Annotated in this window: 5 protein-coding genes; 2 read left to right on the forward strand and 3 right to left on the reverse strand. The window is 66.8% G+C overall.

Features of this window, described 5'->3' with window-relative positions; all coding sequences use genetic code 11:
- The 3 genes from NGM28_RS25720 to pobA form a co-directional block, all read right to left on the reverse strand.
- Nucleotides 1-11691 (reverse strand): non-ribosomal peptide synthetase (locus tag NGM28_RS25720; RefSeq protein WP_252092121.1); only part of this gene is annotated, 11691 nt, incomplete at its 3' end.
- A 277-nt stretch (nt 11692-11968) separates the two neighbouring features.
- Nucleotides 11969-12850: a LysR substrate-binding domain-containing protein gene (locus NGM28_RS25725; protein WP_252092123.1), complete on the reverse strand. Its 882-nt coding sequence runs from the start codon at nt 12848-12850 to the stop codon at nt 11969-11971.
- Nucleotides 12851-12993: 143 nt separating this feature from the next.
- The gene (gene pobA, locus NGM28_RS25730) at nt 12994-14181 is read right to left on the reverse strand and encodes a 4-hydroxybenzoate 3-monooxygenase (RefSeq protein ID WP_252092125.1); all 1188 of its coding nucleotides are present in this window, start codon (nt 14179-14181) and stop codon (nt 12994-12996) included.
- 168 nt (nt 14182-14349) lie between these two features.
- Here pobA and NGM28_RS25735 point away from each other — a divergent pair, with 168 nt between their 5' ends.
- Nucleotides 14350-15225, forward strand: a complete 876-nt coding sequence (locus NGM28_RS25735; protein ID WP_252092127.1) for a helix-turn-helix domain-containing protein — start codon at nt 14350-14352, stop codon at nt 15223-15225.
- A gap of 85 nt (nt 15226-15310) precedes the next feature.
- On the forward strand, nt 15311-16366 hold the full coding sequence (locus NGM28_RS25740) for a tetratricopeptide repeat protein (protein WP_252092128.1): 1056 nt from the start codon (nt 15311-15313) through the stop codon (nt 16364-16366).
- Nucleotides 16367-16374 lie beyond the last annotated feature (8 nt).

Raw genomic sequence — 16374 nt, forward strand, 5'->3', positions numbered from 1 at the left:
TACCGAGGCGTCGAAGCTCACCGGGGTCTTGTGCAGCACAGCCCCCTCGGCCGGGAACAACCCGGCGCTCCAATGCACCAGGTTGACCACGTTGCAGTGCTCGACCATTACGCCCTTGGGCACGCCGGTGGAACCGGAGGTGTAGATCACGTAGGCCAGATGCTCCGAGGTCAGCCCAGCCACCCGCGGATTGCTCACCGGTAGCGCTGCCCAGCTCGGCTGATCAAGGTCGACCAGCGTCGTCGGCGAACCCACCAGATCCCGCGTCTTGCCCTGCACCAGCACCGCCCGAGGCTGGCTGTCGCCGAGCATGTGGCTGATGCGCTCGGCCGGGTAGTCCGGATCGACCGGCACATAGGCGCCGCCCGCCTTGAGGATGGCCAGCAGGCCAACCACCAGCGGCAGGCCTCGTTCGACACAGATCGCCACCCGATCATCGGGTTTTACCCCGAGCGCGATCAGGTGATGCGCCAGGCGGTTGGCCTGTTCATTGAGCTGGCGATAGCTCAGTTGCGTACCATCCACCTGCACGGCAATCGCTTCAGGCTGGCGCTCGGCCTGCCGTTCAAACAACGCATGCAGAGGCTGCGTCAGATCGTGGTCTCGTACGGTCGCGTTGCACGCCTGATGCAGATGCTCACGCTCTTCGGGCAACAGCACCGGCACTTGCAGCAGCGCTTGCCGAGGTTGCACATCCAGGCCTTCGGCCAGGGCCTGCAGCACCTGCCGCAGTTGCGCGCAAATCCGCGCGGCGCCCACCGACGCCGGGGCCATGGCCACCAGGCGCAACCTTTCGCCCATGTCGTCCACGCTCAGGCTCAGCGGGTAGTTGCTGCGTTCCTGGCCATCGAGGAACTCGACCCCTTCCCATTCCAGTCGTCGCGCCTCGTCTACTTCACTGCCGTGGCGGTAGTTGAGCATGGCGCTGAACAGCGGCGCCGGCGCGGCCACGCCGCTGCAACGCTGGGCCAGGGCCAGCGAGGCGTGCTCGTGCACCAGCAGCGCGCTGAGGCGTTGCTGGGCCTGGCGCACGGCCGCTTCGAGCGTCAGGCCTGCCAGGTCCAGGCGCAACGGCAAGGTGTTGATGAACATGCCCAGGGCACGTTCGGCGCCCTCGCCCGCTTCCAGGCGACCCAGCAGCACGGTGCCGAACACCACGCGATCAGTGCCGCTGACCGCGGCCAGCAGGCGCGCGTAGGCCAGGTGGAACAGGCTGGCGACGCTTATGCCCAGGCGTCTGGCCTGGTGTCGCAATTGCGTCGCCAGGGGCTCGTCCAGCCACAGCTGGGCTTCCTCGATACCCAGGCCATCGCCTTGCACATCGCTCAGGCCGAACGGCAGGGTCGGCTCGTCGATATCACCCAGTTGCGCGCGGAAGAACGCTTCGTGCTCGGCCTGGCTGACGCCTAGGCGCGCCTGGGCCACATAGTTGCGATACGGCACGGGCGCCTGAAGCGGTGCGCCGGTCCCTTGCAAGTAGCCCAGCAGCTCCTGGCCGATCACTTCCAGCGCGGTATGGTCGAGGACGATATGGTGGAACTGCAACAGCGCCTCGATGCGCTGATTGCCCGTGGCCGGACCATGCAGCAGGCGAATCAGCGGTGCCTGCCCGATGTCCAGGGCCTGCTCGTTCTGCACGTCGAGCGGCGCGAGCTGCAACGCAGCCTCGCGCCAGACCACCTGTACCGGCTGCGGCAAGCCATCCCACAGCACCGAGGTACGCAGCACGTCATGCCGGGCGATGGCTTGGCGCAGCGCGTCGGCAAATGCGTGCAGGCGCGCCGGGCTGTCGAAGGCGATGCGCGATTGCAGCACGTAGGGGTCGTGCTCCGGCGAACTGAGGTGGTGATAAAGGATCCCCTCCTGCAACGGCGCCAGTGGGTAGATGTCCTGCACGTTGGCCGCGCCACCCGGCACCGTGGCAACGATCCGCTCGATATCGGATTGTTCCAGCGTCACCAAGGGCAGCATGTCTGGCGTGATATGCGTGCAACCGGCCGGAATCAGGTTGGCCGGGGCCTGCACCTGACGGCTTTGGCCCAACGTGGCCGCCAGCGCCGCCACGGTCGGCTGGCCGAACAAGGTGCGCACATCGGCGTCCACGCCGGCCTGACGCAGGCGCGCGGTGAGGCTCACGGCCAGCAGCGAATGGCCGCCCAGTTCGAAGAAGTTGTCGTGACGGCCGACCTTTTCCACACCCAGCACTTCGGCCCAGATCGCCGCCATCGCAACCTCGGTCTCGCCCTCTGGCGCGGCATAGGCTTGCGGCGCCTGGAGCAACGGCTGCGGCAAAGCCTTGCGGTCGAGCTTGCCGTGAGGGGTCAGCGGCATCGCGTCCATGCGCGTGAAAGCCTGAGGCACCAGGTGTGCCGGCAGGCAGGATTGCAGGCCCTGGCGCAAGGTGTCGACATCGGCCGCTGCCGCCTCGGTGAACCAGGCCAGCAGGCGCTCATCGCGTACCAGCACCACGGCGTCGGCAACGCCCGGTTGGGCCTTCAGCGCCGCTTCGATCTCACCCAACTCCACCCGTACACCGCGAACCTTCACCTGGTCGTCGTTGCGCCCCTGATAATCCAGGGTGCCGTCGGCGTTCCAGCGCACCAGGTCACCGCTGCGGTACATCCGCGCGCCCGGTGCGTCACTGAACGGGTCGGCGAGGAAGCGTTCCTCGGTCAGGTCGGGACGGTCGAAGTAGCCGCGGGCGACCTGGGCGCCACCGATGTAGAGTTCACCGATCACCCCCACCGGCACTGGCTGGCGATGCGCGTCCAGCACATAGGTCCGCAGGTTGGCGATGGGTTTGCCGATATGCAGCGCCCCGCCTGGAATCAACGTACCGGCTGTCGCCACCACCGTGGTTTCGGTCGGGCCATAGTTGTTGACCAGGGCAAAGCCCGGGTCACGGTCAAATTGGCGCAGGCGGTCACCGCCCACCAGTAGCGTGCGCAGGGTCGGGTGCTGGCGCTCGCGGCGCAGGGCCTGCTCGGCCACCGGCGTGGGCAGGAAGCTGACCTGCAATGGCTGCTCCAGCCACCAGTCGAGCAGTTCGTCCACGTGCTCACCCGCAATATGAGCCGGTGGCAAGTGCAGCACTGACCCGCTGCACAGCGCCGGCCAGGCCTCGAAAGCCATGGCGTCGAAGCCGAAGCCGGCGACGCTGGAGGTATGGCTGCCCGCCTGCAAGGCAAAGGCTTCGCGGTGCCAGTGCAGCAGGTTGGCCAGCGTGTGGTGCTCGACCATCACGCCCTTGGGCTGGCCGGTGGAGCCCGAGGTGTAGATCACATAGGCCAGCTGACGGTCGTCCAGCCCTGCCACAACGGGGTTGCTGTCCTGCTCATTGCGCCAGGCGCCGCCATCCAGATTGACGGCCGACACCTCGCCCACCAACGCGGCGGTGGTCGACTCGACCAATACCAGCGCTGGCCTGCTATCGCTCAGCAGATGGGCGATACGGTCGGCCGGATAGCCCGGGTCGACCGGCACATAGGCGGCTCCGGCCTTGAGCGCGGCGAGCATGGCCACCAAACGTTGCGGACCTCGTTCAAGGCACAGCGCCACCCGGTCGCCACGGGCGACGCCGTGCTTGATCAGATAATGCGCCAGGCGGTTGGCGCGCTGGTTCAGCTCGCCGTAGCGCATCTGCCGCTCACCCTGCACCACCGCCAACGCCTCTGGCGTCGCCACGGCACAGGCCTCGACCAGCGCGTGCACGGTCTGCTCCTGGGGATAGACCTTGGCGGTGGCGTTGAAGTCCACCAACACCTGGTGCAAAGCCTTGTCATCGAGCATCGGCACCTGGTCGAGTGCCTGCCCTGGGGCGTGCTCCAGCGCCTGTACCAGGCGGGCCAGCACATTGACCATCCCGGTCGCGACCAGCGCGGCATCGATGCCTTCGACAGCCAGCACGCTCAGGCTGAAGCCCTCGCCCAGGTCATCCACGCTCAAGGTCAGCGGGTAGTTGCTGCGCTCCTCGCCGCCCAGCAGCCGCACGCCCCGCCAGATGCCCTCGCCGTCGCGAGCGGCTTCACCGGCGCTGTGGCGATAGTTGAGCAAGGCGCTGAACAGCGGCGCCGAGGCCGCCACGCCGCTGCAACGCTGGGCCAGCGCCAACGGCGCGTGCTCATGGCCAAGCAGCGCCGACAGGCGCTGGTGGGTGGCCTGCAACGCCTGTTCCAACGGTTGCGAGGTCTCCACCCGCAGCGGCAGGGTGTTGATGAACATGCCCAGCGCCCGGTCGGCGCCTTCGCCGCCTTGCAGGCGGCCCATCAGCACGGTGCCGAACACCACGTCATGCCGCCCGGCCAGCACGCCCACCACGCGGGCCCAGGCCAGGTGCACCAGGCTGGCGGCGCTGACACCGCGTGCGCGGGATTGCACGCGCAGCGCCGTGGCCAAAGCAGGCTCCAGGGTCAACCCGGCGTGTTCGATGCGACCGCCGTCGCCCTGTACATCGACCAGGCCGAACGGCAGGGTCGGCTCGTCGATATCGCCGAGCTGCTCACGGAAGAACGCCTCATGGCTGGCCGCCTCATCAGCGAGGCACACCTGGGCGACGTAGTTGCGATACGGCACTGCGGCCGGCAAGGCCGCGCACCGGCCGTCGAGCACTGCCTGCATTTCCTCGCCGACCACAGCCATGGCCGCGTGGTCCAGGGTCAGGTGGTGGAACTGCAGGATCGCCACCCATTCGCCGTGGCGTGGATCCTCGGCATAGACCAGCCGCAACAACGGTGCCTGCGACAGGTCCAGACGTTGCTGGCGGGCATCGAAGCGTGCTTGCAGCTGCTCGATCACCGCCTCTTCGCCCAGCCCGCTGACCGCTACAGTATCCAGCCCGGCCTCGCGCCAGACCACCTGCACCGGCTGTACCAGCCCCTCCCACACCACCGACGTGCGCAGGATGTCATGCCGCGCGATGACCTGTTGCAGGGCCTTGGCCCAGGTCTGCAAGCGCGCCAGGCTGTCGAACGCCAACCGCGATTGCAGCAGGTAGGGGTCGCCCTGCTCGGCGCTCAGGTGGTGGTAGAGAATCCCTTCCTGCAACGGCGCCAGCGGGTAGATTTCCTGCACGTTGGCCGCGCCACCGGGCACCGTGGCGACGATGCGGTCGATACTGGCCTGGTCGAGGTCGATCAGGCTGAGCATGTCCGGGGTGATGTGGGTTGCGCCCAACGGCACGCGGTTGCCTGGCACTTCCACTTCGCGACCGCTGCCCACGGCAGCAGCCAGAGCGGCCAGGGTCGGTTGGGCGAACAGCACGCGCACGTCGGCCGTGAGGCCGGCCTTGCGCATGCGCTCGATCAGGCTCACCGCCAGCAACGAGTGGCCACCCAGCTCGAAAAAGTGATCGTGACGCCCGACCTGCTCGACCTTGAGCAGTTCGGCCCAGATTGCCGCCAGTGCGGTTTCCACCTCGCCCTGTGGTGCCTCGAAGCCGCGGCGGATCACGTCTTCGTTACCCGGCTGCGGCAGCACTCGGCGGTCAAGCTTGCCGTTGGCGGTCAGCGGCAGTGCGTCAAGTTGCACATAAGCTGACGGCAGCATGTAGTCCGGCAGCTGGCCTTGCAGGTGCTGGTGCAGTTCGGCGATGGCCTGTTGGCCGGTGAAGTAGGCCACCAGGCGCTTGTCGCCCGGGCTGTCCTCGCGCAGCACCACGGCCACGTCACGGATACCCGCGCACGCCGCCAGGCGCGCTTCGATCTCACCCAGCTCGATCCGGAAGCCACGCAGCTTGACCTGCTGGTCGGCGCGACCCAGGTAGCGCAAGGTGCCGTCGGCCTGCCAGCAGGCCAGGTCACCGCTGCGGTACATGGTCCCGCCGTTGAACGGGTCGGCCAGGAAACGCTCGGCGGTCAGTTCCGGCTGGCCCAGGTAGCCCAGGGCCACGCCATCGCCAGCGATGTACAACTCACCCACCGCACCTACCGGCAGCAACTGCCGGCGAGCATCGAGCACATAGCAACGGGCGTTGCCGATTGGTTTGCCAATCGGGATGCTGCCCTCGCCCACGCTGACGATCTCGTGGGTGGTGCTGAAGGTGGTGGCTTCGGTCGGGCCGTAGCCGTTGAGCAGGTGCTGCGGCGCGCCGTCACGCAGTACGCGGGCAATCACCGCAGGGTCCAGCACATCGCCGCCGACCATCAGGTAGCGCAGCCTGCGGAACGCCGGTAGCAGGTCGTCGGCGAACTGGTGGAACAGCCCCGCCGTCAACCACAGCACGGTCACGCCGTGGGTCAGCAGCGCGTCGCCGAGGGCCTGGCGCGACAGCACCTGGTCCTGGTCGATCACCACCACCGCGCCGCCGTTGAGCAACGGTGCCCACACTTCCAGGGTGCTGGCATCGAACGCCGGGTTGGAGGCGAACGCCACCCGGTCCTGGTTATTGAAGTCGGCGAAGCCATTGTTGATGGCCAAACGCACGATGGCCCGGTGCGGCACCTGCACCCCTTTCGGCGTGCCGGTGGAGCCGGAGGTGTACATGATGTACGCGGCGCTGCCGGCGTCCAACGCCAGGTTCAGGGGCTCGCTCGCATAACGATCCAGGTCGAGCCGGTCCAGTTCGACCCGACGCCCGCCCTCGATCTGCGGCTGATCGCTGTGGGTCAGCAACACCACGGCCTGGCTGTCCGCGACCATGAATGCCTGACGCTCGACCGGCGCATTGCCATCCAATGGCACGAACACCGCCGCGCATTTGCTCACGGCCAGCTGGGCCGCCAGCAGGTCGAAGGACCGTGGCAGCAGCAAGGCCACCCGGTCGCCGGGTTGTACGCCAATCTCAACCAGGCAACGGGCCAGGCGATTGGCCTGGGCCTCGAGCTGGGCATAGCTCCAGCGCTGCTGCCCGTGCACCACCGCCAACACCTGCGGCGTGCGCAAGGCATGGTCTTCGAACAGCCGGTGCACCGGCTGGGCACGAGGATAATCACGTACCGTGGCATTGAACTGATGCAGCAGGCGATCACGCTCGGCTGCCGGTACGCCATGCAGACTGTGCAAGGCGCTCGAAGGCGCCTGTTCAAGCGCCGTGACCACCTGTTCCAGGGCCAGGTGCAGCAACTGGCAGACTTGGTCACCCGCCACCGGCGCCACCGCCTGAACCGTCAAGCGGAACTCGCTGCCGAAGTCATCGACACTGACCACCAAGGGGTAGTTGCTGCGCTCCTGCGCCTCCAGCAACTCGATGCCTTGCCACACAGGCCCCTGGGCCGCCTGCCCCGCGCTGTGGCGGTAGTTCAGCAGGCTGGTAAACAACGCCTGCGAGGCCGGCACGCCACTGCAGCGCTGGGCCAGCGCCAGCGACGCCTGTTCATGGGCCAGCAGGTGCGCCAGGCGTTCATGGGTCAGGCGCACGCCATCGGCCACGCCGCCGGCACCGACGCTGACCCGCAGCGGCAAGGTGTTGATGAACATGCCCAGCGCCCGGTCGGCGCCCTCGCCACCTTGCAGGCGGCCGAGCAGCACGGTGCCGAACACCACCTCTTCGCGGCCGGACAACTGCGCCAGCACCTGGCCCCAGGCCTGGTGCACCAGGCTGGCGACACTGACACCCAGCGCCCTGGCCTGCTCGCGCAGGCGTGCGGCCAGCGTCGATGCCACAGGCAGGCGGCTGTCGCTCACCGGCCGGTTGCCGACCGTGGCCTCGCGCAGGCCGTACACTTCGGTCGGCTCGTCGATATCGCCCAACAACTCGCGGAATACCGCTTCGTCGCCCTCGCGGTCCGCGCCCAGTCGCGCCTGGGCGACGTAATTGCGGTAGGCAATGCTCGGTGGAAAATCCTCCCGCCCCTGCAGCAGGGCCCCGACCTCGGCCACCAGCTGCTCAACAGCCGTGTGGTCGAGCAGGATGTGGTGCAGCAGCAGGATGGCCTCCAAGCGGCCGCCCTCGACACGACTGCTCAGGCGCATCAGCGGCGCGCGCCCCAGATCCGGGCGCGGCACCTCCAGCGCCGGGCTCAGCCGCAGCGGCGCCTCGCGCCAGACCACCTGCACGGTTTCCTCCAGGCCCTGCCAGTGCAAGCTGGTGCGCAGGATGTCGTGGCGGGCGATGACCCGGTTCAACGCCGCCAGGAATGCGTCCAGCTCGGCCTGCCCGGCGAAGGCGAAGCGCGCCTGCACCACGTACGGGTCGGCGCCTTCGCTGGCCAGATGGTGGTAGAGGATGCCCTGTTGCAGCGGGGCCAGGCCGTAGATGTCCTGAACATTGGCCACACCACCTGGGATTTGCATCAGCAGCGTGTCGATGGCGTTCTGGTCGAGGCTGGCCAGGGGCAGCATGGCCGGAGTGATGCGTGCGCAGTTCGCGGGGATGAGGTTGTCCGGCACCATGACCGGCGCCTGCCCGCCCACGGCGGCGGCCAGCGTTGTCACGGTGGGCCGGCCGAACAGGACGCGCACATCGGCATTCAACGCCTGCTGGCGCATGCGCTCCACCAGCCGCACCGCCAGCAGCGAATGCCCACCCAGCTCGAAGAAATTGTCATGTCGCCCTATGCGTTCCACACCCAGCAGTTCCGACCAGATGGCCGCCAGCCGTTGCTCGGCCTCGCCCACCGGCGCCTCGTACTGTCGCGTTTGTGCCTCCGGTGCCGGCAATGCCTTGCGGTCGAGCTTGCCGTTGGGGGACAGCGGCATGGCATCGAGATGCATGAACAGTGCGGGCACCATGTACTCCGGCACCTGCTCCAGCAGTGCCTCACGCAGGTATTCGGCGGGGTGCTCCACGCCGCAGTAGTAGGCCACCAGGCGCGGGCCGCTGTGCGGATGCGTGTGCACCAGCACCAGCGCATCGCGCACACCGGCGACGGCATTCAGGGCACTCTCGATCTCGCCGGGCTCGATACGCAAACCGTGCAGTTTGATCTGCTGGTCGGTGCGGCCAAGGAACTCGAGGACGCCGTCCTCGCGCTGGCGCACCAGGTCGCCACTGCGGTACAGGCGTTCGCCCAGGACGAACGGGCTGGCGATGAAGCGCTCGGCCTGCTGCTCCGGCAAACCGAGGTAACCGCGCGTCACCCCGGCTCCCCCAATATGCAGGTGCCCGGCGACGCCCCAGGGCAATGGCTGGTCGGCACTGTCCAGTACGTACAGCCGGGTGTTGTCGATCGGCCGGCCGATCGGCAGCGGGCCGGGTGGCAGCGGATCCCGAGGTTCCAGGGTCCACACGCTGCAGTCCACCGTGGTTTCGGTCGGGCCGTAGACGTTGTGCAAGCGCGCCTGCGGCAGGCGCTCGCGCACCAGGCGGGCCAGCGCCTCGGTCAGCTCGCCGCCGCCACAGACGATATCGGTGAGGGAAGCACAACGCGCGCTGCCCGGATGTTCGAGGAATTGCTGCAGCAGCGCCGGCACGAACTGCACCACGCCGACTTGCTGCCGTTCGATCAACCCGACCAGGTACTGTGGATCGCGCTGCCCGTCCGGGCGCGCCAGCACCAGGCGCAGCCCAGAGCAAAGCGGCCAGAACAGCTCCCACACCGAGGCATCGAAGCTCACCGGGGTCTTGTGCAGTACCGTGCCTTCGGCCGGGAACAACCCGGCGCTCCAGTGCACCAGGTTGACCACGTTGCGGTGCTCGACCATCACCCCCTTGGGCGCACCGGTGGAGCCGGAGGTGTAGATCACGTAGGCCAGGTGGCGCGGCGTCAGCTCAGGCACCAGGGGATTGTGCCCAGGCAATGCGCCCCAGGTCGGCTGATCGAGGTCGACCCTTGGTGCCTCGGTGGTACCTGGAATGTCACGCGTGGCAGCGTGCACCAGCACCGCGACCGGCGCGCTGTCGCCCAGCATGTGGCGGATGCGCTCGCCCGGATAGGCCGGGTCGACCGGCACGTAGGCGCCGCCGGCCTTGAGGATTGCCAGCAAGCCGACCAGCAGGGACGGCCCGCGCTCGACACAGATCGCCACACGGTCGTCCACCTTCACCCCCAGCCCGATCAGGTGGTGGGCCAGGCGGTTGGCCTGCTCGTTGAGCTGGCCATAAGTCAGTTGCCCGTCTTCGGCCTGGACCGCGATGGCCTGCGGGTGTGCCTGGGCCCGGCGCTCGAACAGCGCGTGCAGCGGCAGGTCCAGGTCATGGGCCACCGCCGTGGCATTGCAGTCCGCCACCAAGTGCTGGCGCTCCCCGGGTGTCAGCACGGGCAGGCGCAGCAAGGGCAAGTCCGGCTCGTGTTCGAGCGCCTCGACCAGGCCTTCGAAGACCTGCCCCAACTGCTCGCACAGACGCTCTGCGCCCCAGGCGGCGAGTGCCTGGACGGTCAGGCGCAGGTCATCACCCAGATCATCGACCGCCAGGCTCAACGGGTAGTTGGTCCGCTCCTCGGCACCCACTACATCAATGCCCGGCGCCACCGCGATCACTTCGTCGGCATCGCCTGCGGCACTGTGCCGGTAGTTGAGCATGCTGTTGAACAGCGGCGTCGGCGCGACCACGCCGCTGCAGCGCTGCGCCAGGGCCAGCGGCGCCTGCTCGTGGCCCAGCAGGGCGGTGAGCAGGCGGTGGGTGGCCAGCAACCCTTCGCGTACCCCCTGTCCGCCCAGGTCGACGCGCAACGGCAAGGTATTGATGAACATCCCCAGCGCCTGCTCGCTGCCCTCGCCCGCCGCCATGCGCCCGAGCAGCACGCTGCCGAACACCACCGACTCACGCCCGGACAGCGCCCCGAGCAGTCGTGCCAGCCCCAAATGCATGACACTGGCCGGGCTCACGCCCAGAAGGCGCGCCTGGGTACGCAGACGGTGGCTGAGCGCAGGCGCCAGGGTCAGCCGTGCCTCTTCCATCGGCTGGTCGCCCACTTCGTGTACCGCGAAGGCCAGGGTCGGCTCATCGATGTCCGCCAGCATCGCCCGGAAGAACCCTTCATGGGCCTGTTCATCGCGGGCCAGACGGGTCCTGGCCAGCAGGTCGCGAAACGGTACGGGGGCCGGCAGTTGCTCGCCTTCACCGGCCAGGCGGGCCTGGATCTCCCGGCGCACGATGTCCAGCCCGGTGTGGTCCATCACCGTGTGGTGGAACAACAACAGCGCCACCACCTGCCCGCCCTGCTCGACCGCGTGCACCAGCCGCAGCAGCGGCGCCTGGCCAAGGTCCATGCGGTAGTGGCTGGCGTCATGGCGGGCGCGCAGTTGGGCCAGTGCGTTCCCCTGCCCCACGCAGTCGACCCGCTCGCTGCTGAGCGGCGCCCGGCGCCAGACCACTTGCAACGGCTCGTCCAGGCGCTCCCAGACCAATGCCGTGCGCAGGATGTCGTGGCGCTGGATCACCCAATCCAGCGCCTCGGCGAACGCTTCAAGGTGTGCTTCGCTGGCCAGGCGCAACTGCGCCTGCAGGATGTACGGGTCGCCATCGTGGCTGGCGAGATGGTGGTAGAGCATGCCCTCCTGCAAGGGGGCCAGGGGGTAGATGTCCTGTACGTTGGCCGCGCCGCCCGGCACCGTGGCGACGATGCGGTCGATGGCCACCTGGTCGAGGTCGACCAGCGGCAGCATGGCCGGAGTAATGCGCAGCGCCGGGCTCAGCCAGTCGTTGTCCTGCTCGGCGAGCATCTCCAGCAGGGCCTGCTTGTGCGCCGCCAGGGCGTCCCACAGGTCGTCGTCGAGGGCATCGTCATCGCCATCGACGATCAGGTCGGCCTCCTCGCGCTGGAGCCTGATCGCACGGGTGGAGAGCGCTGCCATGAGTTCGCTGAAGAGCATCGGTAAGCATCCTGCTTTGCCAGTCGGAAATGCTCGGAACGCTAATGGATCGGGGGTGGCTGGGATGACATGGGAAGGGGGGACAAAGGCCCGACCTGCCTGGGCGCCTTGCGGCGCATCGCGGCTGAAGCCGCTCCTACAATCGTAGGCACAGGGCTTACGACCTTGGCCTGCCAGGTATGTGTAGGAGCGGATTCACCCGCGATGCGCCGCGCGGGCGGCGCTCGATCTCATCGGCGCTGCAACGTTCTCGACAAACACCAGCGAGGCCTGCCGCTCAGAGCGCGTTGACCGCCAGCAACTGCGTCAACACATCGGCCAGCGCCTTGACCATCACATCCGCAGTCGGCCGATGCACGATCACGATCTCGTAGCTGTCGACCTCCGGCAGCCCCTGCGCGCTGCCCAGCACCCGATGGTCGGCGGTTGCCGCCCGTGGCGGCAGCAAACTGATGCCCATGCCATCGGCCACCGCGGCCTGGATGCCACTGAGGCTCGAACTGGTGAAGCTGATGCGCCAACGCCGCCCCATGCCCTCGATCGCGCTGATCATGTCGTCGCGGTAAAGGCCCCGTGGCGGAAAGGTCACCAGGGGCACCGGGTCGAAGTCGAAAGAAGGCGACTGCGCGCTGTCGATCCACTGCAGCCGCTCAGGCCAGCAAGCCACGCCTTCCCGGCTGTTGCGTCGCTGCTTGAGCAGCACCAGGTCCAGTTCGCCATTGTCATAGGCCTGGCTCAGGTCGCGGCACAGGCCGCTGGTGACTTCCAGCTTGACCTGCGGGTGGCACCGGCTGAACGCCGCCAAGGCGTTGGTGGTACGCCCACCGACGAAATCCTCGGGCACACCGAGGCGCACGGTGACACCGACCATCGCCCCGGCCAGGGCCTCGAGCATCTGGTCGTTCAAGGCCAGCATATGGCGGGCGTAACCCAGCAAGGTCTGGCCGGCATCGGTGGGCAATACGTCGCGATTGCCACGTACCAGCAAGCGATGCCCGACCATGTCCTCCAGGCGCCGGACCTTCTGGCTGATGGTGGACTGGGTGGAGTGCAGGCGCGCGGCTGCGGTGGTGAAGCTGCCACAATCGGCGACCACGACGATGGCGCGGAGCAGATCGAGGTCGAACAGGGCTCTATTCGGCTTTGCGCTGATGGACATTCAAGTATTCGATTTGTGAATGGCAAAGCGAATTTCTACCATGCCCCTTGTCGCTCGACAACCATAGGAGCCCGCTCGCTGGCGAAGCAGGCAACAGGTTGGCTGGCACCGGCTTGTCGCACAAATACCCCGTGGGAGAAGGTTCACTCCACCGCCTCGAACGGCAGCCCCACATAGTTCTCGGCAATGTTCACCAAACCCGCCGGCGAACTCAGGAAGTACTCGCGATCAGCCTCCTGCATCTTGCGGTCCCAGTCATCCTGCTGGTCGCCAAAGTCATGCAATAGCTGGGTCATGAACCAGCTGAAGCGCTCGCCTTTCCACACCCGACGCAAAGCCAAGGGGGAATACTGGGCCAGCAGGTCGGTACGCCCTTCGCGATACACCCTGACCAGGATCCGATACAGGTAATTGACATCCGAGGCCGCAAGGTTCAGCCCCTTGGCCCCTGTGGGCGGGACGATATGGGCAGCATCGCCGACCAGGAACAGCCGGCCATGCTGCATGGGTTCGACCACCTGGCTGCGCAACGGCGCGATGCTCTTCTCCAGCGCAGGGCCCGTCACCAGGCGCGCCGCCACTTCTTGCGGCAAACGTGCCTTGAGTTCATCCCAGAACCGCGAGTCCGGCCAGTCCTCCACCCGTTCCTCAAGCGGAACCTGCAAGTAATAGCGGCTGCGGGTATGGGAGCGTTGGCTGCACAATACGAAGCCACGGTCATGCTGGGCATAGATCAGCTCGTGACTGATGGGCGGCGTATCGGCCAGCAACCCCAGCCAACCGAACGGGTAGACCCGCTCGTACACCTTGAGTACGCCTGCCGGAATACTCTGCCGGGAGACGCCGTGAAAACCGTCGCAACCGGCGATGTAGTCACAGTCGACTCGCTGCACAAGACCGTCCTTCTCGAATGTCAGGTACGGCCGTGTCGTATCGATGCCATGGGGCTGCACCGCGCCGGCTGAATAGATGATCGGCGCGCCGCTCTGTTCGCGGGCTTGCATCAGGTCGCGGGTCACCTCGGTCTGGCCGTACACCATGACCGTCTTGCCAGCTGTCAGCGCCTTGAGATCCAGGCGCTGCCGACGACCGCCGACCACCAGTTCGACCCCCTCGTGGACAAGACCTTCGCGGTCCATGCGCGCCGCCACGCCCGCCTCGCGCAGCAGGTCTACGGTACCCTGCTCCAGCACACCGGCTCGAATTCGCCCAAGCACGTAGTCCGGCGCCTGGCGCTCGACGATCAGCGTGTCGATACCGGCCCTGTGCAGCAGTTGACCGAGCAGCAGGCCGGAAGGGCCCGCACCGATGATTGCAACCTGAGTTTTCATTGTTGTTTTCTCTTTCTGGTGATGCCGGCCTATTACTGGCAGCGTCCGGGCATCTGCTGTTAAGGTTTACCTCCGCATTTTTAATGGCAAAAGATCGGTAAAAAGTGTGATTTCCAGTTTGAAAACTGCACTTTTGCGAAAAACGTTCGATTAACGAACAGGCCCTCCATGCTGACAGCCCTTCCTGGCATCCCGCTGTTCCAACTGTATGGCGAAAGCCACACGCGGCTCGACACCGACCTGCTGCACTGCGAGTCGATCTGCGCGCGCAGCCGTCTGCACCACTGGGAAATCAAGCCGCACCGCCACGCCGAGCTGCTGCAGCTGCTTTACGTGCAACGGGGCGAGGCGCAAGTGGAAATAGAGGGCACGCGCAGCGTCATTCGCCAACCGGCCATCCAGGTGGTTCCCCCCCTGACTGTCCATGGCTTTCGCTTCAACGAGCAAATCCAGGGCCATGTACTGACCTTTGGTGCAACACGGGTGGCCGAGCTTGAACAGCGCCTCGGCAGCCCACTCAGCGTACTGGCAGCGCCGCGCTGTTATCCGCTGGGCCAGGCGCATCGGCGCCTGCACACCCTGATCGACGCCCTGCAACAGGAGTACCAGGGCAATGCCCCGGCACGGGCTGCGATGCTGCAGGCGTTGGTCACCACGCTGATGGTCTGGATCAGCCGCCAGCAACACGACCAGCCACCGCGCAATCGAAGCGAGCGCGACCGCCAATTGCTCAGGCTGTATCAGCGCCAGGTCGAAGCGCACTACCGCGAGCATCTGCCTGTCGATACTTTCGCCGCCCGCCTGGGTATCACCAGCGCACAACTCAACCAGCTGTGCCGTGAATTGACGGGCCAGAGCGCGTTGCAGGTCATTCACCAGCGCCTGCTGCTCGAAGCCCGGCGCAACCTGGTGTACACCCGCATGAGCATCGGGCAGCTGTCGGACAACCTGGGGTTCAGCGACCCGACCTACTTCGCCCGTTTCTTCAAGCGCCTGAGCGGGCAGACCCCCAACGGTTTCCGACGCTCGGCACCCTGCGCATGAGCGCACGGGCCGCGCAAACCCGCGTGGTTGCAATTCACGCCGGGCTGTCCCAAGCTCTGCCCTCTCCTATGCCGCAGAACGTCCGATGCCCAGACGCCAGCTCATCCTGATCACCCTGCTGCTCCTGATCCTGGTGCCAGGCGTGCTCGTCTATTGGTGGCATACACCGCAACCCACGCCGCCCAGCGTGCCCCCGCACAGCTACGCCAAGGCCCTGCGCCAGGCCCATGACGGCCAGCCAGGCGCCGCGCGCGTGCTGTACCAGCAGTTGCAACGTGACGACCTGGCGCCGATCCGCCGTGCCGCGCTGTACGCCGAACTGCCCAATTATCCCTCGCCCCAGGCGCTGAAGCTGGCCCAGCAGGATCTCGAACACGGCGACCCCATGGTCCGCCGTGCAGCCATCGCCAGCATCCGCCGATTGCTGCCGGCGGCCCAACGCAGCCTGGTGCTCGGGCCGCTGTTGGAGGATGACGAGCAAAGTGTGCGCTTCGCCGCGGTCGATGCCCTGCTCGGTCTCGACCCGGATGCCATCGGTCTGTATTTCGGCCCACTGCAGGATGCGCTGGAACAGTACGAGCAGATACTGGAGCAGCAGCCCGACGATGCTGGCGCACAGGTTCACCTGGCCAGGCTGTACATGCATGAGCAAGCCTTCGAACCTGCAACCCGAGCCTTGCAACGCAGTCTCAGCCTGGCACCCGAGGGGTTGGATGCCCTGGCCACCCAGGTGCGCCTGCTTGAACGGCAGGGCCAGCATGACGCCTCGCGCCAGGTGCTGGCCAAAGCCCTGGCGTTGCGCCCGGAGTCGGCGTTTCTGCAGTATGAATTGGGTCTGTGGCTAACACGTCACGAACAGCAAGAATATGCCCTGCTCGCGCTCGCCAGGGCCGTGGAGCTGGAACCGGACAACAGCGACTACCGCTATACCCTCGCCATCACCCTGCATCAGCTGGAGCAAGTGGATGCCGCACAGAAGCAGTTGGAGGCCGTTCTCAACCACGAACCGGCCAATCGTCGAGCGCGGATCCTGCTGATCCAGTACTGGAAAGAAACCGGCCAGTTGCAGAACGTCCAGGTGCTGCTCGCCGAACTGGAGCGACAGAACCCAGACGACCCTTACCTGCAGCAGGGCCTCTGAAGACGAAT

The sequence above is a fragment of the Pseudomonas sp. MWU13-3659 genome (assembly GCF_023757525.1).
In the GTDB taxonomy this organism is placed as follows: domain Bacteria; phylum Pseudomonadota; class Gammaproteobacteria; order Pseudomonadales; family Pseudomonadaceae; genus Aquipseudomonas; species Aquipseudomonas entomophila_E.